Source organism: Nonomuraea sp. NPDC051941, assembly GCF_044593615.1.
Genome location: NZ_JBIUCF010000022.1, coordinates 54,621 through 73,465 on the forward strand (window position 1 = coordinate 54,621; position 18,845 = coordinate 73,465).

General features: G+C 69.3%; 22 protein-coding genes. 8 read left to right on the plus strand and 14 right to left on the minus strand.

Annotated elements, in window-relative coordinates; all coding sequences use genetic code 11:
* Nucleotide 1: 1 nt before the first annotated feature.
* Nucleotides 2-919: an NADP-dependent oxidoreductase gene (locus ACIHFD_RS33045; RefSeq protein ID WP_397370220.1), complete on the minus strand. Its 918-nt coding sequence runs from the start codon at nt 917-919 to the stop codon at nt 2-4.
* A 164-nt stretch (nt 920-1,083) separates the two neighbouring features.
* Nucleotides 1,084-2,214, minus strand: a complete 1,131-nt coding sequence (locus ACIHFD_RS33050) for an FAD-dependent oxidoreductase (protein WP_397370221.1) — start codon at nt 2,212-2,214, stop codon at nt 1,084-1,086.
* Nucleotides 2,215-2,302: 88 nt separating this feature from the next.
* Here ACIHFD_RS33050 and ACIHFD_RS33055 point away from each other — a divergent pair, with 88 nt between their 5' ends.
* Entirely contained in the window at nt 2,303-2,977 is a 675-nt protein-coding gene (locus tag ACIHFD_RS33055; RefSeq protein WP_397370222.1) for a TetR/AcrR family transcriptional regulator, read from the plus strand.
* Nucleotides 2,978-3,033: 56 nt separating this feature from the next.
* On the opposite strand, the gene ACIHFD_RS33060 is transcribed toward ACIHFD_RS33055, so the two are convergent.
* Both ACIHFD_RS33060 and ACIHFD_RS33065 read right to left on the minus strand, forming a co-directional pair.
* Nucleotides 3,034-4,449: an MFS transporter gene (locus tag ACIHFD_RS33060; RefSeq protein ID WP_397370223.1), complete on the minus strand. Its 1,416-nt coding sequence runs from the start codon at nt 4,447-4,449 to the stop codon at nt 3,034-3,036.
* A gap of 2 nt (nt 4,450-4,451) precedes the next feature.
* Nucleotides 4,452-4,829, minus strand: coding sequence for a DUF4440 domain-containing protein (locus ACIHFD_RS33065; RefSeq protein ID WP_397370224.1), 378 nt, complete (start codon nt 4,827-4,829; stop codon nt 4,452-4,454).
* A gap of 96 nt (nt 4,830-4,925) precedes the next feature.
* Here ACIHFD_RS33065 and ACIHFD_RS33070 point away from each other — a divergent pair, with 96 nt between their 5' ends.
* A complete protein-coding gene (locus ACIHFD_RS33070; RefSeq protein ID WP_397370225.1) occupies nt 4,926-5,459 on the plus strand; it encodes a hypothetical protein in 534 nt (177 codons plus the stop codon).
* 368 nt (nt 5,460-5,827) lie between these two features.
* Here the strand turns inward: ACIHFD_RS33070 and ACIHFD_RS33075 are convergent, their stop codons facing one another.
* Nucleotides 5,828-6,295: a DUF4240 domain-containing protein gene (locus tag ACIHFD_RS33075; RefSeq protein WP_397370226.1), complete on the minus strand. Its 468-nt coding sequence runs from the start codon at nt 6,293-6,295 to the stop codon at nt 5,828-5,830.
* A gap of 513 nt (nt 6,296-6,808) precedes the next feature.
* Here ACIHFD_RS33075 and ACIHFD_RS33080 point away from each other — a divergent pair.
* Nucleotides 6,809-7,075: a hypothetical protein gene (locus ACIHFD_RS33080; protein WP_397370227.1), complete on the plus strand. Its 267-nt coding sequence runs from the start codon at nt 6,809-6,811 to the stop codon at nt 7,073-7,075.
* 180 nt (nt 7,076-7,255) lie between these two features.
* On the opposite strand, the gene ACIHFD_RS33085 is transcribed toward ACIHFD_RS33080, so the two are convergent.
* Nucleotides 7,256-7,768 carry an NUDIX hydrolase gene (locus ACIHFD_RS33085; RefSeq protein WP_397370228.1) on the minus strand — a complete coding sequence of 171 codons (513 nt, stop codon included), beginning with the start codon at nt 7,766-7,768 and terminating at the stop codon, nt 7,256-7,258.
* Nucleotides 7,769-8,183: 415 nt separating this feature from the next.
* A complete protein-coding gene (locus ACIHFD_RS33090) occupies nt 8,184-8,798 on the minus strand; it encodes a TetR/AcrR family transcriptional regulator (protein ID WP_397370229.1) in 615 nt (204 codons plus the stop codon).
* Between the two features lie 192 nt (nt 8,799-8,990).
* Between ACIHFD_RS33090 and ACIHFD_RS33095 the strand changes: the two genes are divergently transcribed.
* Nucleotides 8,991-10,463, plus strand: a complete 1,473-nt coding sequence (locus ACIHFD_RS33095; RefSeq protein ID WP_397370230.1) for an MFS transporter — start codon at nt 8,991-8,993, stop codon at nt 10,461-10,463.
* 79 nt (nt 10,464-10,542) lie between these two features.
* Nucleotides 10,543-10,764 (plus strand): hypothetical protein, encoded by a 222-nt coding sequence (locus ACIHFD_RS33100; RefSeq protein WP_397370231.1) that lies wholly within the window; start codon nt 10,543-10,545, stop codon nt 10,762-10,764.
* A gap of 67 nt (nt 10,765-10,831) precedes the next feature.
* Here the strand turns inward: ACIHFD_RS33100 and ACIHFD_RS33105 are convergent, their stop codons facing one another.
* The 6 genes from ACIHFD_RS33105 to ACIHFD_RS33130 form a co-directional block, all read right to left on the minus strand.
* Nucleotides 10,832-11,920, minus strand: a complete 1,089-nt coding sequence (locus ACIHFD_RS33105; RefSeq protein WP_397370232.1) for a VWA domain-containing protein — start codon at nt 11,918-11,920, stop codon at nt 10,832-10,834.
* Nucleotides 11,921-12,167: 247 nt separating this feature from the next.
* Entirely contained in the window at nt 12,168-12,998 is an 831-nt protein-coding gene (locus tag ACIHFD_RS33110; protein WP_350730448.1) for an ABC transporter permease, read from the minus strand.
* The gene (locus tag ACIHFD_RS33115; RefSeq protein ID WP_397370233.1) at nt 12,988-13,824 is read right to left on the minus strand and encodes an ABC transporter ATP-binding protein; all 837 of its coding nucleotides are present in this window, start codon (nt 13,822-13,824) and stop codon (nt 12,988-12,990) included. The genes ACIHFD_RS33110 and ACIHFD_RS33115 overlap by 11 nt, the downstream gene beginning before the upstream one ends.
* Entirely contained in the window at nt 13,821-14,276 is a 456-nt protein-coding gene (locus ACIHFD_RS33120) for a MarR family transcriptional regulator (protein ID WP_355196328.1), read from the minus strand. The genes ACIHFD_RS33115 and ACIHFD_RS33120 overlap by 4 nt, the downstream gene beginning before the upstream one ends.
* 43 nt (nt 14,277-14,319) lie before the next feature.
* The gene (locus ACIHFD_RS33125) at nt 14,320-15,921 is read right to left on the minus strand and encodes a multicopper oxidase family protein (protein ID WP_397370234.1); all 1,602 of its coding nucleotides are present in this window, start codon (nt 15,919-15,921) and stop codon (nt 14,320-14,322) included.
* Nucleotides 15,914-16,300 (minus strand): hypothetical protein, encoded by a 387-nt coding sequence (locus ACIHFD_RS33130; protein WP_397370235.1) that lies wholly within the window; start codon nt 16,298-16,300, stop codon nt 15,914-15,916. Before ACIHFD_RS33130 ends, ACIHFD_RS33125 begins: the two co-directional genes overlap by 8 nt.
* 205 nt (nt 16,301-16,505) lie before the next feature.
* Between ACIHFD_RS33130 and ACIHFD_RS33135 the strand changes: the two genes are divergently transcribed.
* Both ACIHFD_RS33135 and ACIHFD_RS33140 read left to right on the plus strand, forming a co-directional pair.
* Nucleotides 16,506-16,556 (plus strand): hypothetical protein, encoded by a 51-nt coding sequence (locus ACIHFD_RS33135; RefSeq protein ID WP_397370368.1) that lies wholly within the window; start codon nt 16,506-16,508, stop codon nt 16,554-16,556.
* Nucleotides 16,557-16,715: 159 nt separating this feature from the next.
* The gene (locus ACIHFD_RS33140) at nt 16,716-17,150 is read left to right on the plus strand and encodes an ester cyclase (RefSeq protein WP_397370236.1); all 435 of its coding nucleotides are present in this window, start codon (nt 16,716-16,718) and stop codon (nt 17,148-17,150) included.
* Nucleotides 17,151-17,503: 353 nt separating this feature from the next.
* Here ACIHFD_RS33140 and ACIHFD_RS33145 read toward each other — a convergent pair whose 3' ends face one another.
* On the minus strand, nt 17,504-18,100 hold the full coding sequence (locus ACIHFD_RS33145; protein WP_397370237.1) for a helix-turn-helix domain-containing protein: 597 nt from the start codon (nt 18,098-18,100) through the stop codon (nt 17,504-17,506).
* 107 nt (nt 18,101-18,207) lie between these two features.
* On the opposite strand from ACIHFD_RS33145, the gene ACIHFD_RS33150 reads away from it, so the two are divergent.
* The gene (locus tag ACIHFD_RS33150; RefSeq protein WP_397370238.1) at nt 18,208-18,843 is read left to right on the plus strand and encodes a class I SAM-dependent methyltransferase; all 636 of its coding nucleotides are present in this window, start codon (nt 18,208-18,210) and stop codon (nt 18,841-18,843) included.
* Nucleotides 18,844-18,845 lie beyond the last annotated feature (2 nt).

Consider the following 18,845-nt stretch of genomic DNA (forward strand, 5'->3'; position numbering starts at 1 on the left):
GCTAGGGACGGAGCACGATCTTGCCGTGAGTGTGCCGCTGTTCCAGCTCGTGGTATGCGTCCCGTACCTGCTCCAGTGGGTAGGTGCGGGCGATCGGCACTTCGAGCTCCCCACGCGCGGCAAGCCGGGCCAGCTCGCCGACCACGACCGCGCACGCCGCGGCGCCTTCTCCGTCGGTACGCGCACCGACCTTGGCCGCGGCCTGCCAGTCGCGGATCGTGTTGATCCGCTCGGGCCGCACGCCCAGCTCCACTGCCAGCTCCACGTAGCCGTCGCCGAACGTGTCGATGAAAGCGTCGACCTTCCCGCCGCAGGCTCCCCGGATCCGCTCGGCCACACCCTCCCCGTACGCGACGGGAACGACACCGCGATCCTTCAACCAAGCGTGGTTCGGCTCGCTCGCCAGGCCGATCACCGTGGCGCCGCGCCGCCGCGCGAGCTGTACCGCAAGGGACCCGACGCCACCCGCCGCACCGGACACGACGACCGTGTCGCCCGGCCCGGGGTCGACCGCGAACACGGTGGCGTACGCCGTCGTGCCGGCCACGTACAACGACCCGGCCACCTCCCAGGACAGCCCCTTCGGACGCGGGGTCAGCTGCACATCCTCCACCACGACGAACTCCGCGTGGCTCGCCCTCTTGTGAGTGAAACCGAGAACCTCGTCGCCCACCGCGACACCGCGCACCTCCGGACCGACCTCCACCACGAGTCCGGCCAGATCACTGCCCTGCCCGGAGGGGAACGTCGCCGGCCAGCGCTCGTGCCGCGCGCCCTGCCGGATCATCACCTCGCCGGGCTGGATCCCGGCCGCGCGGACTTCGACCAGCACCTGCCCGGGGCCGGGCACCGGACGCTCCACCTCCTCCACCCGCAGGACATCGATCCCGCCGTACTCGTGGAACCGCACCGCCTTCATCGCCTGATCACCGCTCTTCCTCGTTCGGACGGGCCTTCACACTGCCATCGCCCTCGATGGTCGAGGAACGGAGCGGTCTTCCTAGGACCGACGCTCCGATGATGCGTTCGACCCCCGATTCGGGGATGCATCGCGACGCCTCCCACACCGCAGGGCGCCGTAGTTCATGAACCCTGCTCGGCTCCGGTCAGCATGGCGACCATGCTGTGGGGTGCGTCGTCGCCGAACATGATCGTGTAGATGTCGTCGTCTGCGGCTACGGCGGCGGCGCGCGTGAACATGGCTTGTTCGTACCCGGCGAGTGCGGCCTCGATGTCGTCGGGGCGGGCGGCGATGGCCTGGCCGAGTGCGGCGCCGTCCTGCATGGCCAGGTTGGCGCCTTCGCCGTTCGGGGGCATGAGGTGGGCGGCGTCGCCGAGCAGGGTCACACCCGATGTTCGATTCCAGCGGTGTCCGGTCGGCAGGGTGAAGAGGCGGCGCAGGACCGGCGGGGTGTCGCTGTCGGTGATCAGGGCGGTGAGCTCGGGAGCCCAGCCGTCGAACTCCTCGACGACACGCGCGGTCACGGTTGCGGCATCGGTGAGATCGATGCCGGCGAGCCAGTCCTGTGGTTTCACCAGCTGCGCGTAGCTGTGCAGGGTTCCGCCGCTCTCGCGATGAGCCAGGATTCCCTTACCCGGCGTGAGCGCGAACAGCGATCCGGCGCCAACCGCTTTCGCGGCGGCGGGATGGCGGGTGTCACCGTCGAACAGGAACGTCTCGATGACCGAGACGCCGACGTACTCGGGGGTGGCGCCCGAGAGCAGCGGACGAACCCGCGACCACGCGCCGTCCGCGCCGACGAGCAGACTCGTGACGACGGTGGTGCCGTCGGCCAGGCCCACCGTGTAGCGGCCCTCGTCCAGTGTCTGCACGCCGGTCACCTTGCACCCCCACCGGACGATGCCGTTCGGAAGTGAGTCGAGCAGCAGCTGCCGCAGCTCGCCGCGCTGCACCTCGGGACGCTCGCCCGTGCCGTCGTCGGGCCGGTCGAGCAGCACGGTCCCCTTTCGGTCGAGGACCCGGTAGGACTCGCGGCCCTCCAGAACGAGCTCGCGAAACCCCTCGATCAGGCCGGCCGCCTCGAGCGCCGGTTGGCCGTTCCAGGGGTGGATGTCGAGCATCCCGCCCTGACGGCGCGCGGCCGGTGAGGGCTCCGCCTCGTAGACCGTGACGGGGATGCCGTGTACGTGCAGGACGCGGGCCAGCACCAGACCGCCGAGGCCGGCACCGATGATCGTCACCGGGGTCGTCATGGTGTTCCCTCCAGAGGGGTTTGGATCGACGATCCAATCAAGCTAGCACGACTTTGGATCGACGATCCAAACATGCGATAATGCGACCATGGCGAACAAGGCTCAGCGGACCCCGCGGCGCACGGACGGGCTGTCCAAGGAGTTGATCGTCAAGGCCGCGACCGAGATCCTCGACGCCGACGGCGAGACCGCGCTGACCTTCCGTGCGCTCACCACTCGCCTGAGCACCGGCTACGGGGCGATCTACCACCATGTCGCGAACAAGAGCGACCTGCTCGCGGCGGCCACCGCCGACGTCATGGCCGGCGTGATGACCGGCGTGGTCATCGATACGGAGCCGCGGGAAGCTCTGCGTACTGTCGCATTGGGCCTGTTTGACGCGATCGACGCGCACCCCTGGGTCGGCGCTCAACTCTCCCGGGAGCCGTGGCGTCCCGCGCTGCTGGAGATCTACGAGTGCATCGGCAGGCTGCTCGATGCGCTCGGCGTTCCCGAGCATGCACTTTTCGATGCTGCGGGCGCGCTCGTGAACTACGTGCTCGGTGTCGCCGGGCAGAATGCCGCGAACGCCCGGGTCCTTGCCTCCAGTGAGGCGGACCGTTCGGCCCTCCTGGCCACCGTAGCCGCACAATGGTCGCAGCTGGACCCCGGCAAGTACCCGTTCGTGGTGAGAGCGGCGACGCAGCTGCGCGAGCACGACGACCGCGAACAGTTCCTCTCCGGCGTCGACATCTTCCTGGCCGGCATCGCGACCCTGCGCTAGACGACCACCACCTGCCAGGGGTTGTTCCAGCGTGTCACCCACCGCGCCGCGACGCTCTACCGCTGCCTGGCGTGAGCCTCCGGGACGGGTATGTTGATCAGCAGGGCCGCCAGCGCGGCGGCCAGGAGCAGGACCCCCGCTCCCCATGCCGTCGCGGTCGTGTACCCGTGGACCAGCGCCCGCGCCTGCGGAAGGCCCGCGCGCAGAGAGGCGGCGGTGGCCGCGGTGGCGACCGTGTTGAGCAGCGCGGCGCCGAGCGAGCCACCCATCTGCTGGGCTGTGTTGACCATGGCCGAGGCCACGCCGGCCTCCCGGCGGTCGACGCCTTGGGTCACGACGCTGAACCCAGGGGTGATGACACAGCCGATCCCCCCGCCCAGCAGCACCTCGGCCGGCACGATCACGGTGAGGTAGTCGCTCTCGGGAGTGAGCCCGGTGAGCAGCAGCAGGCCGGTGGCCGTGACGAGCAGCCCGGGTACGATGAGCAGCCGCGCGGGCACCCGCGGCAGCAACGGACTGGCGATTCCGAACGCGCTGGCCGCCACCGCCAGCGTCATGGGCAGAAAGGCCAGCCCCGCCTGGAACGGCGAGTAGCCCAATACCGCCTGAAAGTGGTACGTGAGCAGCAGCGACATGCCGAACAGCCCGACGATCGCCAGCCCCGAGGCCACGCAGGCGCCACCCCGGTTGCGCTCCCACAACAGGCGCAGGGGCAGCAGCGGCTGAGCGGCCCGCGACTCCCACAGGACGAACGACGCCAGCAACAGCACGGCCGCCCCGAGCGGGACGATCACCTGAGCCGCTCCCCATCCGGCCGCAACCGCCTGCGTGCACGCGTACACCACGGCGACGAGCCCGCTCGTCACCAGCAGCACGCCGGGCACGTCGAAGCGCTGCCTGCCCTGGGACTCGCCATCGGCCAGCACCCACAGCCCGGCCAGGCCGGCCGCCAGCCCGATGATCATGTTCACGTACAGGCACCAGCGCCACGACGCGAACTCCGTCAGCAGACCGCCCGCCAGCAGCCCGACCGCTCCCCCGCCGCTGGCGATCGCGCCGTAGACCGCGAACGCCCTGGCCCGCTCCTTCGGCTCGGTGAACGTCACGGCCAGCAGTGACAGCGCGGTCGGGGTCAGCACCGCGGCGAAGGCGCCCTGCAACGCCCGGCCCGCGACCAGCATGGGAAAGTTCACCGCTGCACCCCCGATGGCCGAGGCGGCCATGAACCCGGCCAGCCCGGACAGGAAGGCCCGCTTGCGTCCGAGGTAGTCGGCGATCCGCCCGCCCAGCAGCAACAGGCCCGCGAAGGCCAGCGTGTACGCGGTCACCACCCACTGCCGGTCGGCGTCGGACGGATGCAGAGCCTGCTGCGCCGAGGGCAACGCGATATTCATGATCGTCGCGTCCAGGGCCACCATCAGCTGAGCCACGGAGACGACGGAGAGGGCGACCCACCGCCGGGATCCGGTCATCGCTACGCGTCGTCCGCCATCGGGCTGAACTGGATGCCCGCCAACCGCCACGAGCCCTCCTGCTTCACCCACACCTGGGACACCCGCACCCGCAGCGCCACCGGCCGGCCGTGCGAGGTCGCCTTGTTGCTCTGCACGTTGCGGACGATCGCGGCGTCGCCATACATCCGGATGTCGATCCGGCTGGCGTCCAGGGCGTGGTACTCGAACTGGGCGTGACGGCCGATCCACTGCTCCTTGTCGAGCACGTACCCCTTGGGACCGATCGACTGGAAGTCGTCGGCCAGCAACTCGCGCAAGCGGTCGGCGTCCGCGGCCAGCTCGGCCTCGTCGAACTGCCGCTGCAGGCTTAAGACCGCCTCTTTCTCCGTGTCCGTCATGAAGCCGAGCATAGGCGTGGCCGCGAAAATGGGAACCGGATAATTCCGGTGGCGGGAAAATGTCCGGTGAATGTCCGGTCCATGACCTGTCGCCCATTGATCGCCATCAGCCAGACTCTCTTTCAGCCGAAGCCGGCGAAAGAATGCGAGGCGAGCATCGCCACCCGGCATATCGCGGTCACGAACGCCTGGCTCATCCCCCACCGTCCCAACCGAAACCCGCGAAACAGGAGAGTGCGGATGCGGATCGGCAAACTCGTTCTCGCGGCCACCTCTGTGATCATCGGAGGAGCCGCGCTGTTCGCGACCCCGGCGACGGCCGGAGCCGCCCTGGCTCCCTGCCACGTGGTCGCCGACACACACGGAGGGTCGTTACGGCTCTGGTACTGCGACGGCACCGGTGGAACAAGGAACGGCTATCACGGGCAAGCGGTAGGCGCCTTCGAAGGCGACCAGCTATTCCTCAGAAGCGCCGCCGGCACCAAGACCGCCGTGGTGAACATCCCCCGGAACGGCAATTACGACACCGCCACAGTCGGCCGCCAAGGAGGACCATGGAAAGCCTGCTACGACCCTTGGCCAACGGCTCCGGGCGTAGGGGACGAATTCTGCACCGCGGCGGGTTGGTGACCCGAGCGTCCACGCTCCTGCACTCGCGTGCAGGAGCAATTCCGGCCCCGGTGCTGGGAGAACGGTGTAGCAGTCACATCCGGCTCCCCGTGGCGCGCCGGATCCCGACCTGGCGCAACAAGCCGGTAGCAGGCGCTTCGGTCATGAAGAGGACCCTCTCTGACGGACACACTCATCCATGCATGGGGCAGGCGTCGGGCGGCAGCGTCCCGTAGCGCAGGAAGAGACGATCGGCTTTGCTCAGGAAGGGCGCGATCTGACCCTGCATCGTGCCGTCCGCCCCGCGGGAGAACGACCAGATGCGGGTTCTTTCTCCGCCTCGATGCATAAATCGCGGCCACCATTCGGAGACCTTTTTGTCCGGGTCGTCATTGACGCCGTAGTGGTAGGCGAGCCCACGGGAGCCGGCGCGTGAACTCGGCCTCATCGCCGAAATCCCATTCCTCGCCATCAGGCCGGCCGTCCCTTGACATGCTTGTCCGCTCGTGTCGGTAATTACGCGACAGCTCATCGAGCTGTTGCATGGCCGACAGCTCGAGAATGCGATCGGGACGGTCGACGGCCTTTTCGAAGTCCTCTCGGCCCAGGCTGATCAGCCAGTCCGCGAAATACTCGAATCCGTCGGACGATGCGTAGCCGGTGGTGAAGTAGAAGGCCGCGTACATGTCCCAGGAACAGGCGCGGTTGCGGCAGATCGTGAACCAGACGTCGTAGTCCACGATCTCATCAGCGGACAGACCGGAGAGGTGATTCTCGAGCCATTCCACTCGCGCCTGCCGGGTGCCGGTCTCCGCCGCGGAGCGCTCAACCAGGTCCCAGAAACCGTCGATGATCACGGCATCCGGAGGGACTTCTCGCTTACCCGCTGTCTACTGGCTGTCGGAGGCACCGCGCTGCCGAACGGTGACGCCGATACGTGCCACGACGGTCGAGGACGCCCACGGGGCTTCTGAGACGCTCGGCCCGCATCGAGGGCGGACCTGAGTTCAGGGCTGGTCGCACAACCCGAGCGGGGGCGTCGAGACTGCCGCGATTGACCATACTTCATTGAACAGAGTATTGTCGCCGGGCATGCCAGAAAGATCCACATTGGCGCTGATCGCCATAGTCGCGTCCACTGCCTTCGGCCGGGCACGGGAGGACAGGCAAACAGCACGTCCAGGCGGGCGACTGTTGCGGCAGTGGTCGGCGCTAGCCGCAAGGGCCGCTTGCGGCAGGACCCGCACGACCTGCCGGATCGGACGGTAGCCGGCTCCTACGCGAGCCACGGAAGAAGCAGATCACGCGCGCCGGGCGGAAGCCTCGGCCGTCGCGTGCGCGCGTGACGTTGAAATACGGGGAAACCGACCATGAACACCATCAGAAGGACCGCCTTGACCCTGGCTGCGACGATCGTGCTCAGCGGCTGCGGGGCCGACGCCGAGCCGGCTGGGAAGGGCGCTTCACCTCCCTCGACGTCGGCCGCGACGGCACAGGAGAAGAGACGCCAGTTCGAATCCGTCAAGGCGGACTGCATGAAGCAGAAGGGCTTCAGATACATCGCCTACGTGCCACAAGAAGATCCCATGACCGACGGGGAGCGCAAGCGCAGAGCCGGCGACTATGAGGCGTTGTAGGCCCAGCGGGCGAAGTACGGCTTCGGAGTCTTCTCGTCATACGTCTACCCGAAGGGCCCAGACGCCCCTCCAGCTCCGCCGCCAGCACAACCGCGACACCCGAGTACGTGTCGGCTGCCAGCCCGGGCTGAGGGAATCGGGCCATTCGGCCGAGCCACCCACTCGACATGATGCCGCCGATCAGCCAGCCGACGGCCGGCCCTCGTTCCCGAATACCAGATATCGGCGCAACGCCTCTCGCCCACCGGGAACGAAAGGCCATCGGTCTACGACCTCCCGCAGTTCGAGCTCTGTGAGCCAGGCATGCCAACCGATCTCGGACGGATCTGGAACCAATGGCTCGGTGATCACGGCCTCGTGCACCCCGAACCAGACAGGGCTGACCCCATCCCGGCACAGGAACTTGAACATGAAACGCACCGGGACGCCGACGCTCAACTCCTCGGACAGCTCGCGGGCTGCCGCGTCCTCATACGACTCGCCCACATCCACGGCACCGCCGACCATCACGTCATAGTGGCCGAGAAAGCGAGTGTGTCGCTCCGCTCGGCGCAGCACCAGGATCCGCCGCATCGGATCGCGACAGATCGTCGTCGCGATCCGATGCATCCATCGCCGACGCTCCGCCTCTGCGCGATCCACGACTCCCAGCACGCGGTCCCGTTCATCCACTCGCTCGACCGGCTCGCCCATGCAGGACACGATCGCAGGCACCACCGACAACCTGCTCTACGAGCACCCCAAGCTAGCGATCTGCATCACACGATCCGCCCGGAAGCGCAACACGAGCGACGATCCCCAGCGCGAACACCCCGATGGGAAGTCACCTGCTCGATCGCCACACGAACACAACCGCACACAGCCACTACGGACAGAAGCCACACCTTCGCCTCCCAGCTCATCCGCGACGGCAAGAACCCCATCGTGATCGCCGATTCCCCCCGACACCACGCGCCGTTACGCCTTGCCTGCCGAAGCCGGGAGCGGCTCCCAGGTCGGACTGCCGATCCGGGGTCTGGTCGCACCGGTCAGCCGGATCTCGTAGGCGATCTCCTCGCCGAACCTCCCCACGAGTTCCTGGCGGATGCGGGCAGTGCGGCGGTGATCCTCACGGCCGGGGCACGACTCCGTTGCTGAGGGCGTCGAACAGGCGCTCCAGGCGGGCGCGGTGGTCGTCTGCGACGGTGTCGGCCGGGTCGCCGGCGATCAGGCGCCGGGCGGTCTCCACCAGCACGACGGTGTAGCCGGCGATGAAGAAGGCGGCGAGCAAAGAGGCGTCGCCGTCGAAGAGCGGGTCGTGTTCGAGCTCGCCGGCGAGAGTCTGTTGGAGGTCGGAGGCGATCTCCCTGGCGCGGGCGACCAGCGTGGGCGAGGCCGCGACGGTCCGGAAGAAGGGGGCGGACCCCTCCTTGAGGCCGGACAGGGCGTGGCGCTCCTCGAAGAGACGGAACGCCGTATCGCGCAGGGACTGGAGCACCCCGGCGTCCGGGGCGCGGTCGTGTACCGCTGAGCGCAGGAGCCCGACGGCGTCGACCTCGCGGTCCAGCAGGAGGTCCTCCTTGCGCGGGAAGTGCTTGAAGACCGTCACGGCCGAGACCCCGGCCTCCCGCGCGACCTCGGTGACCGTGACCGTGTCGAATCCGCGTTCGAGGAACAGCCGGGTCGCGACCTCCGAGATCTTCGCGCGCGTCTGCGGTCCGCCTCGCGCTCCGGTCCTGGGCATCCCGACCTCACTTTCTTGTGTCACTTAACTTAGTCGCATAACCTAGTGGCGTGTCCTTCGAACAGACCACTGTCATTGTCGCCGGAGCAACCCCCCAGCGGGCCGCGCTCCACAGCGACCACGGCCCGCGCGAGCGGCCGGATTGCCCTGATCAGGGTCCCCGTCGGGATCACGACGTGAAGGGAGTCCTCCATGAATGAGATGGCTGCTCGTACTCCCCGGTCGCTGCGGGAGGCGTGGGTCGCGCTGGCGGGGCTGTCGGCGGTGTTCCTCTTCGAGATGCTGGACAACTCGATCCTGAACGTCGCGCTGCCCGTGATCGGACGCGAGCTGCACGCCTCGACGATCGCGTTGCAGTGGGTGACGGGCGCCTATGCGGTCGTGTTCGGCGGGTTGATGCTGGCGTTCGGCGCGATCGCCGATCGGTTCGGCCGGCGGCGGATCATGCTGATCGGGCTGGTCCTGCTCGGCGTGGCGAGCCTGGCGACCGCCGCGGTCACCACCGCCGAGCAGCTGATCGCCGTCCGGGCGACGATGGGGGTCGCCGCGGCGATGACAACCCCGGGATCGATGGCGCTGGCGTTCCGGCTGTTCGACGAGGACGGCCTGCGCGTGCGCGCAGTGACCCTCATCTCGACCGTCGGCCTGGTCGGGCTCGCGATCGGCCCGACGGCGGGCGGCCTCGTGCTGGCGATCGTGCCCTGGCAGGCCCTGCTGCTGGTGAACGTGCCGATCGCCGTGCTCGCGTTCCTCGGCGTGCGCTCCGGCATCGCCGCCGACGACCCGGCCGACCTCCACCGCGACCCGCTCGACGTCCCCGGGATACTGCTGGGCACGGCGACGATCGTGCTCGCACTCCTCACGCCGACGCTGTTCGTGGACGAGGGCGCCGGCTCATGGGGGCCCTGGGCGGCCACCGCCGCGGCCGCCGTGACGGCGATCTGCTTCGTCCTGCGCGAGCGCCTGGCCCGCCATCCGCTGCTCGACCTGAAGCTCCTCGCCCTTCCCCTGGTTTCCAGCGGCCTGGCCTACAAGGCCGCCACCGGGCTGGCGACCGCCGGACTCGGTTACCTGGTGACGCTGCAGTTGCAGCTCGACTGGGGCTGGACGCCCGCACAGGCAGCCATCGGGATGCTGCCGCAGGTCGTCGTCCTCATCGCGGGCAGCGCGTTCGTCAACCCGTTCGTGCAGCGCGTCGGCCTGGACCGGGCCGCCTGGATCAGCGCCGCGGCGGTCGTGTCCGGCCTCGCCGTCTACGGCCTGCTCGGCCGGGTCGGCTACCTGTGGGTCGCGATCGCGCTCGTCCTCGTGGCGGCCGGGATGCGCGTGGTCGGCGTCGTCGCCGGGCTCAACGTGGTCCGCGGCCTCCCCGACAACCGGACCACGATCGGCACCGCGCTCGTCGACACCGCCACCGAGGTCACCTCCGGCACCGGCATCGCCATCACCGGCACCATCCTCGCCGCCCTGTTCACCGGCGACATCGCCACCTCCCACTGGAGCCCGCAGCAGACCGGCGAGTTCCACCAGGCCGTCACCATCGCGGGCCTCACCCTCACCACCGTCGCGGCGGCCCTCGTCGGCTGGGGGATCGCCCGCACCCGGTACGCCGCCGGCGGCCAGGCGGCCACTCCCCTCGACGACGCCGTCCCCCAGGACGCCTGACACCCTCCGCCGCAACGCCCGCACCATCATCATCATCAAAGGAGCACACCTGACGATCACCCTCCGACCGGGCAGCACCGTGGTGTTCGCCGGCGATTCGATCACCGACTGCCAACGGCCGGAGAGCGAGGACGGCCTCGGGTTCGGCTACCCGCTGCGCATCGCGGGCGAATGGGGCCTCCGGCATCCGGACCGCCCCGTGACCTGGCTGAACACCGGGATCGGCGGCAACAAGGTGATGGACCTCGAAGCCCGCCGGCATCCGGACGTGCTCGACGCGCGCCCGGATGTGGTGTCGTGACCCGGCCTTCGGGCCGCCCTCTTCATCGCCGGTTACGGCACCCTGATGGTGGAGAACGCGCGTCGCCTCATCGCGACAGGGGCTTCAGCTCGTCGGCGACCAGCTTGACCACCAGATCGTCCAGGGCCAGCACGGCGTACTCCGAGACATGATGCTCGGTCTTGTCGCCCGGTGAGACACCGTCGGCCCCGTACGTGAGGAAGGTGAAGCGCCCCATGGTGAGCTGGGCGAGCTGGCGGTAGATGTACTCGCCCTGGGCGTCGAGGCCCGACGAGGCGATCGGCTCGATCTTGATGCCACGTTCGGCGGCCCGGCGGGCCTCGGTCAGGTAGTCCGGCCCGTCGTAGTCGAGGTGCGGCGGGGCGTCGGCGATGAGGAAGACCAGCTTGACGGCGTCCTCGCGCCAGGCCGGCTTGGCCAGCGCCTCGGCGAGCGCCGCGTTCAGGTCCTCGGGGGTGTCACCGCCGCCTTCGGCCCGCACCGCGGTGAGCTGCTCGCGGAACGTTCCCACATCGGCGGTGAAGTCGGTGGTCCTGGTGACGTATTCGTCGCCCTTGTCGCGATAAAGCGTCATGCCGAGCTCCAGTTCGGGCCCCGCCGTCAGCTTGGCGATGCGTGCGGCGACCGAGTCGACGCTGGCGGTCAGGCGGCCGATCTCGTCGCCCATCGAGCCGGTGGTGTCGATGAGGAACAGCACCTGCAGCTTGGCCCGGCCCTCCGGCCCGGTGACGGGCAGCTTGACCTTGGGCGCCTGGCCGGTGGCCGCGGCGGTGGCTCCGCCGTACGAGACGGTGATCCGGCCGTCACCGAAGATCAGCGCGCGTCCGTCGGCGTAGGTACGCGCCTTCTGATCTCCAGCCTGTACGGTGGCGCCGGACAGCGGCCGGCCGCCCCTGTCCGTCACGGTCACGATCCTGCGCCCGCGGACATCGGCGTCGCGCACCTCCTGGTCGCCGTCGGCGAACTTCTCCCGGTAGTCGAGGTAGGCGGTGAAGGCGGCGTTGTCGTCGACGCTGCCCGCGCGTAACCCCGATTGCCCCTGGGCTCCGGACCTCGGTTCGGGGGCATCGGCGGCGGTCGTATCCGCTGCGCCGCAGGCGGTCAGGAGGATGACGGACAACGGCAGGACGGCGAGACGTACACGGTGACGTGTCATGACCTTTCCGACGGAAGGATCGGCGCGGGCGTTCGAGCCCGGGCCACACGGTGACCGTGCCGTGCCCGACATGTGACCTCCCGACCGCTGTCATGGTCGCCGGGGGTGTGTACGGCGGTCGTCTCAGCGGCGGCCGGCGCGATCGGCTGACGCATGGAGAACGAGGCCGAACTCGTCCGCCAAGGCCTGTCCCTGCTTCTGCTGCCCTTGGCCGGCGCCTACTTCCGCAAGTGAGGCGTCCCGCGGATCACCGCGCCAGCCGCCCCAGCAGTACGGACGCCGCCGTGATGCCGATCGCCGTGGCCGCGAACAGCACCGCGAAGTCCAGCGGCAGGTGCGCGGGCACGCCGAGCAGCAGTCCGCGCAGCGCGTCGACCTGGTAGCTGAGCGGGTTGACCGCGCTGACGTACTGCAGCCAGTCCGGCATGGCCGTGGTCGGGTAGAGCGCGTTGGACGCGAAGAACAGCGGCATCGTGATCGCCTGCCCGATGCCCATCAGCCGGTCGCGAGTCAGGACGATTCCGGCGATCGTCACCGACAGGCAGGAGAAGAACGCCGAGCCGAGCAGCACGGCCACGATCACGCCGGCCAGGCGCACGGGGTTCCAGGTCATGCTCACGCCCAGGAGCGCGGCGATGAGCATGACGACCACCGCCTGGATCATCGCCTTCACACCGGCGGCGAACGCCTTGCCGGTGACCAGCGCCGCTCGCGGGGTCGGCGTGACCAGGAGCTTGGTCAGGACCCCCGAGTCGCGCTCCCAGATGATCTGGATGCCGTAGAAGATGGCGATGAACATCGTGGACTGGGCGATGATCCCGGGGGCCAGATAGTCGAGGTACGGGATGCCGTCGCTGGGGATCAGCTTGATGCGGGTGAACGTCTCACCGAAGATCAGCAGCCACAGGGCTGGCTGGATCGCGCGGGTGTACAGCTCGGTGCGATCGTGGCGCAGCTTCTGCAGCTCCACCACGCACATCGCGGCGACCCTGGCGGGCAGCACGCGCCACCCCGTACGGGCGCGCGGCGGAACGAGCAGCAGATCGAGGCCGCCCGCGCCGGCGCTGTCAGCCGACACGGGAGGCGGTGTTGCGGGTACGGCGGACATCGCGGAACTCCCCTCCTTCGTCGAGGCCGCTTCCGGCGACGTCGCGGAACACGTCCTCCAGCGTCGGCACCGCGCCGTCACCGCGCCGCTCGCGCAGGTCGGCGATGAGCCGCTCCGGGGTGCCGAGGGCCCGTACGCGTCCCTTGTGCATGAGCGCGACCCGGTCGCAGTACTGTTCGGCCTCGTCCATGTAGTGCGTGGTGACCAGGACGGTCATCCCGGTGGCGGCGCGTACCGCCATGATGTGCTCCCAGACGCTGGTGCGGGCGATGGGGTCGAGCCCGATCGTCGGCTCGTCCAGCATGAGCAGGCGGGGCGCGCTGACCAGGGCCTGGGCGAGTTCGAGGCGGCGTACCATGCCGCCGGAGTAGGTGCCGGCCATCCGGTCGGCGGCGTCGGCGAGCCCGACCGCCTCCAGCGCCTGGCCGACACGGCCCGCGCGCTCGCGCCGGGGGACGTCGAAGACGCGGGCGAACAGGGAGACGTTCTCGCGGCCCGTGAGGCTCGCGTCCGCCGACAGCTGCTGGGGCACGTACCCGAGCAGGCGGCGCACCGCCATTTTCTCGGTGGCCGCGTCGTGCCCGAAAACCCGCACCATCCCGGACGGAACGGGCAGCAGCGTGGTCACGCATCGGATGGCGGTGGTCTTGCCCGCCCCGTTGGGGCCGAGCAGACCGAACACCTCTCCGGCGGCGACCGTCAGATCGACGCCGTCGACGGCCCTGGTCCGGCCGAACGAATAGCGCAGGTCGGTGCAGGTGACCGCGTCACCCGTCGTCGGCGTACCGTCCCTCATGCCGTCCCCACCTCCTCGTGCAGGCCCTCGGCGAGCCTGCGCAGCGCCGGGAGCGCGGCGGTCAGCGCGGCCCGGTCCTCCTCACTGAGCCGCTCCACCTGCTCGCGGACGAGCGCCGCGCGCCGCTCCTCCCAGGCGCGCAGCCGCGCCTCGGCCTCGGGGGTGGGCAGCAACCGGGCGGAACGGCGGTCGTCGGTGCCGGTCTCCCGGCGCAGCAACCCGGCGGTCGTGAGCTGATTGACCAGCGTGGACACCGAGTTTCCGGCCAGGTACAGCTCCTTGGCCGCCGCCGAGACGCCGATGCCGGGGTTGGTGGAGACCAGCCGCAGCAGCTCGACCTGGGCACCGCGCAACCGCGGCCCGGTCAGCCCTCGGCGCAGCTTGCGCCGGAGGAGCCGCTGGATACCGGTCAGGACGCCCGCGAGAGCGTCGGGAAGATCTGTACTGCCCATACTCAAAACATTAGCTCTGTTCACGAGCTAATGTGAAGTAGCCTTAAATGATCTCGAGGTTGGCCATCATGCCCATGTCCTCGTGTTCGGCGTTGTGGCAGTGGAAGAGGTAACGGCCGCGGTAGCCGTCGAACCGGGTGATGATCTCCACGGCTTCGCCGGGCCGTAGCGAGACGGTGTCCTTGAGCCCCGCGTCGTGGGCCAGCGGCGCCCTGCCGCTGCGCGAGAGCACGCGGAAGCCGACCAGGTGCAGGTGGACGGGATGGTGGACGTCGGCGACGAGCCGCCAGACCTCGACGTCGCCGAGCCGGGCCGTGACATCGGCGCGGGCGGGGTCGAACGGCAGGCCGCCGATGAGCCAGCCGTGGCCCGCGTGCATCTGCCCGGCACGGAAGGAGAAGTCGCGCACCCTGACGGCGTCCGAACGCCGCCAATCCGGCAGATCGGTGGACAGCCTGCCGGGGATGCGGCTGTCGTCGGTGGCTCCGCGGGCGACGCGGAAGGCCATCACGTCGCCGGTACGGCCTTCGCCGAGCCGGTTGATCACCCTGACGAGGCTGCCGGTCGGGACGCCGGAGAAGTCGACGACCACGTCGTAGCGTTCGGCGGGCGCGATCGGCAGGAGCCGGTGGGTGACCGGGGCGGCGAGCAGCCCCTGGTCGGCCCCGATCTGGACGAGGTCGAGGCGGCGCCCGTCGTCGGTGACCGCTTCGAGTTCGTAGTGGCGGGCGTTGGAGGCGTTGAGGATGCGCAGCCGGTAGCGGGCCGCGTCGACCTCGTGCACGGGCCAGGGTGCGCCGTTGACCAGGATCACGTCGCCGAGGACCCCGGCGAGGTACGGCTCGCGGACGCCGGGCCGTACGCGCAGGGTGGGGTCGAGGGCGGGGTAGGCGAGGCTGCCGTCGGTGGCGAACGCCCGGTCGGCGATCATGAGGGGCAGCTCGCGCGGTCCGGCGGGCAGGCCGAGAGCGTCCTCGGCGTCGTCACGGACGATGTGCAGCCCGGCCAGGCCCCGCCAGATCGCGGGGGCGGTGAAGTCCATCCGGTGGTCGTGGTACCACAGCAGCGTGGGCCGCTGGTCCAGCGGGAAGGTGTAATCCCTGGTCAGCTCGGTCACCACGGCCCTCGGGTCGCGCATGCCGTGCTCGGACCCGTGCTCCATGTGCATGGCGTGCTCCTGCCGGCCCTCGGGCAGGACGAGGTCGGTCGGATACCCGTCGGAAGCCGCCGGGGTCCGCCCGCCGTGCAGGTGCACGACCGTCGGAACGGGCAACTCGTTGCGGTGCGTCACGGTGACCGGCCGGCCGCGGCGCGACTCGATCGTCGGCCCCGGGAAGGTCCCGCCGTACGTCCACATCGGCGTCGTGACCCCGGGCAGGATCTCCGCGCTCGCTTCACGCTGGGTGATCTCGTAACGGTCGGCGCCGCCGGAGGTGCTGACCGGCTTCAGTACGGCGGGGATCGGCAGCGGCACCTGGAAAGGCGGCGGCAGCGGTACGGCACTGCGCAACTCGGCACCCGTGATCGACGGCCGGCGGGCCAGCGCGGCCGAGGCCGACAGCCCGGTGGCCGCCATCAGCCCGAGCGCCCCGCCGATGCCCAGAACCCGCCGCCGGGTCAGGCCCCGGGCGTCATCCTCACGCATCGCGGACCTCCCGCCGCGGCAAGGGCCGGCTCCAGACGGCGATGAACAGTACGACGAGCGCGACGACGGTCATCACACCCAACGGGATGTGCAACCACAGCGCGCCGTCCAACCCGGCGAAGTACTGCACCGTCTCGGCCGCCGCCACCGCCGTCGTGGCCAGGAACGGCCACACCTGACGCAGCCGGATCCACACCACGATCGCCACGACCACCTGCAGATAGCCGATGGAGGTGACCACGTCGGCGCCGATCGCGTGCCAGCGCAGGCTGTCGAAGTCGCCGGTCAGATACACCCCGGCGAACACCGGCTGGCCGACGATCGCCACCACATGCGCGCTGACGACGGCCCGCAGTGTTCGCGCGGCCATGGTGAGCATGCGACATCCCTCCTCGCTTTGTTCTCGCTGTTCGCGAGCGGATTCGACACTATGGCTCGGCAGTTATCTTGTCTAAGATCAATATTGCTATGCTGTTATGCCCGGGGAGTCATGATGGAGCTGAACACGCTCAGGCAGTTCCTGGTGATGGCGCGGCTGGAGCACCTCAGCCGGGCGGCCTTCGCTCAGCCGTACCATCGCCCGTTTGGAGAGCGAGCTGGGCACACCGCTGTTCGATCGCAGCGGCTGGCGTTGAAGACGTTCCTCACCCTCACCGGGCCGCCGGCGGCCTTCAAGCGAGCCCATCCCTCCATCGAGGTCGCACTCCACTGGGCGCCGGCCTCACATTCCGAGGGGCTGTCTGGTCGGTAACTACAGAGACGCGGGTTTCACTATCTCGACCAGAAGAGGCGACATGTCAACAGCTCAGGAAGCACGCAACAAGGAGACGTACCACCGCTTCCACGAGGCCATCAACAGCGGCGATCTGGAGATCATCTCGAAGGCGATCGACGAGTTCATTCACCCGGACGGGCGGTTCCACACGGCGGAACTGGCCGACGTGACCGCGGTGCAGGCGCAGAAGCGCATATGGGACGTCCTCCTGCGCGCGTTCCCCGACATTCACGTAAGCGTCGAGGACCTGCTCGCGGAGGGAGACAAGATCGTCGCTCGGCAGAGGGTCACCGGGACCAACTCCGGTGAATACCGGGGCATGCCCCCGACCGGCAGATCCGTCACGTACAACGAGATCTTCATCGCCCGCTTCGCCGACGGCCAGATCACCGACATATGGGGAGTCGTGGACATCTATTCACAGCTGCAGCAGCTCGGCCTGATCAAGGCGTAGTACCTCGCGATCATCGTGCCCGGAGGCCCTCCCCCGGCGCCGGACCGGAGCCGACCGGCCCGGTGCTGGGTGCCGGTCACCGCCGCGCTGTTCCTCCGGTGGCGGACCAAGGACAAGGCGGCGCGGATGAAGGACATGGACTTCGCGCACCCCGAGCCCTTCTGAGCCAACCCGGCGTGCATGCGGCATGGACGGTCGCCCCGGCTTCACCCGCCCGCCGAGCCGCCCCGCCCCGAGGCTGGGCCTCGGCACCGCAACGGCCGACGAAGCCGTCGCAGGGCATGAGAATTGTGTGGGTCCCTCCCGGAGCCGGTACCGCGGCCCGGTTCTGTGGCTCCCGTACCTGAGCTTTCTTACTCGACCGGGGCCTGTCTCGGTGCCGCACGGACGTGCGCGCGTTCGCCTTGTTTCCCGATGAGGCTCAGGAACTCGACGGGTCCGGCGCTGGTGGCCCCGAACCAGTGCGGGGTGCGCGTGTCGAACTCCGCCGCCTCCCCTGGCCTGAGGATGAGGTCATGCTCGCCGAGCACAAGGCGGAGCGTTCCGTTGAGGACATAGGCCCAGTCGTAGCCCTCGTGGGTGCGAAGGTCGGGCTCGGCGTCGTCGCTTCCGGTCGGGAGGACGAACTTGTAGGCCTGGATTCCTCCAGGCCTTCGGGTCAACGGCAGGACGATCGAGCCGTCGCCGCATGGGATGGGACGCAGATTGACGCGGGGATCGCCGGTCGGCGGCGCGTCGACGAGTTCGTCGAGCGTGACCCCGTAGGCGCGAGCAAGCGGAAGCAGCTGCTCGAGCGTGGGACGTCGCAGGCCCGCCTCGAGCCGGGACAACGTGCTGGTGGAGATGCCGGTCTCCGCCGCGAGGTCGGCGAGCGTGACGTCTCGATGTAGCCGAAGGCGTTTCAACTTCGGTCCCACAGCGTCAAGAGTGCGGTCTATGGCTTCGTCCACCCCGCCATTTTGCCATTCGGCAACAGCGTTTGCGAATCTGCCTGCTCTGTCAGCACCATGAACAACGCCACGGCGGAGAGATCATCGCGAACAAGGGAAAACGACCTATGAACTACGAATTCGACAAGGACTTCTGGGAGCGGCACTGGCAAGAGGGGCGAGCCGGGGGCTCCGGGTCCATGGGCGGCAACCAGCCGAACCCGTACCTCGCCCGTGAGACCAGCGGCCTGACGCCGGGCACGGCACTGGACGCCGGGTGCGGCGGCGGTGCCGAGGCGATCTGGCTCGCCTCTCACGGCTGGCACGTCACCGCGGCCGACATCTCGTCCGAGGCTCTTGCTCGCGCTGCCGAGCGCGCGGCGACGAGCGGGGCCTCCGAGCGGTTGCAGTGGGTTGAGGCGGATCTGCGCCTCTGGAACCCGGGCGATCGGTTCGACCTGGTCATGACCCACTACGCCCATCCGGCGATGCCCCAGCTGGAGTTCTACGATCGCATCGCCGGGTGGGTGGCTCCCGGCGGCACGCTGCTCATCGTGGGGCACCTGCACACCTCGGACTCCACCGGCCACGGGCACCAGCATCCGGCCGAAGCGTCGGCCACCTCCGCGACCGTCACCGCGCGCCTGGACGACACGCAGTGGGAGATCGTCACCGCCGAAGAGCCCCGCCGCACGCTCACCGGCCACGGGGGCCGAGCGGTCCCCCTGCACGACGTCGTCGTGCGCGCCGCCCGCCGCCGGTGACC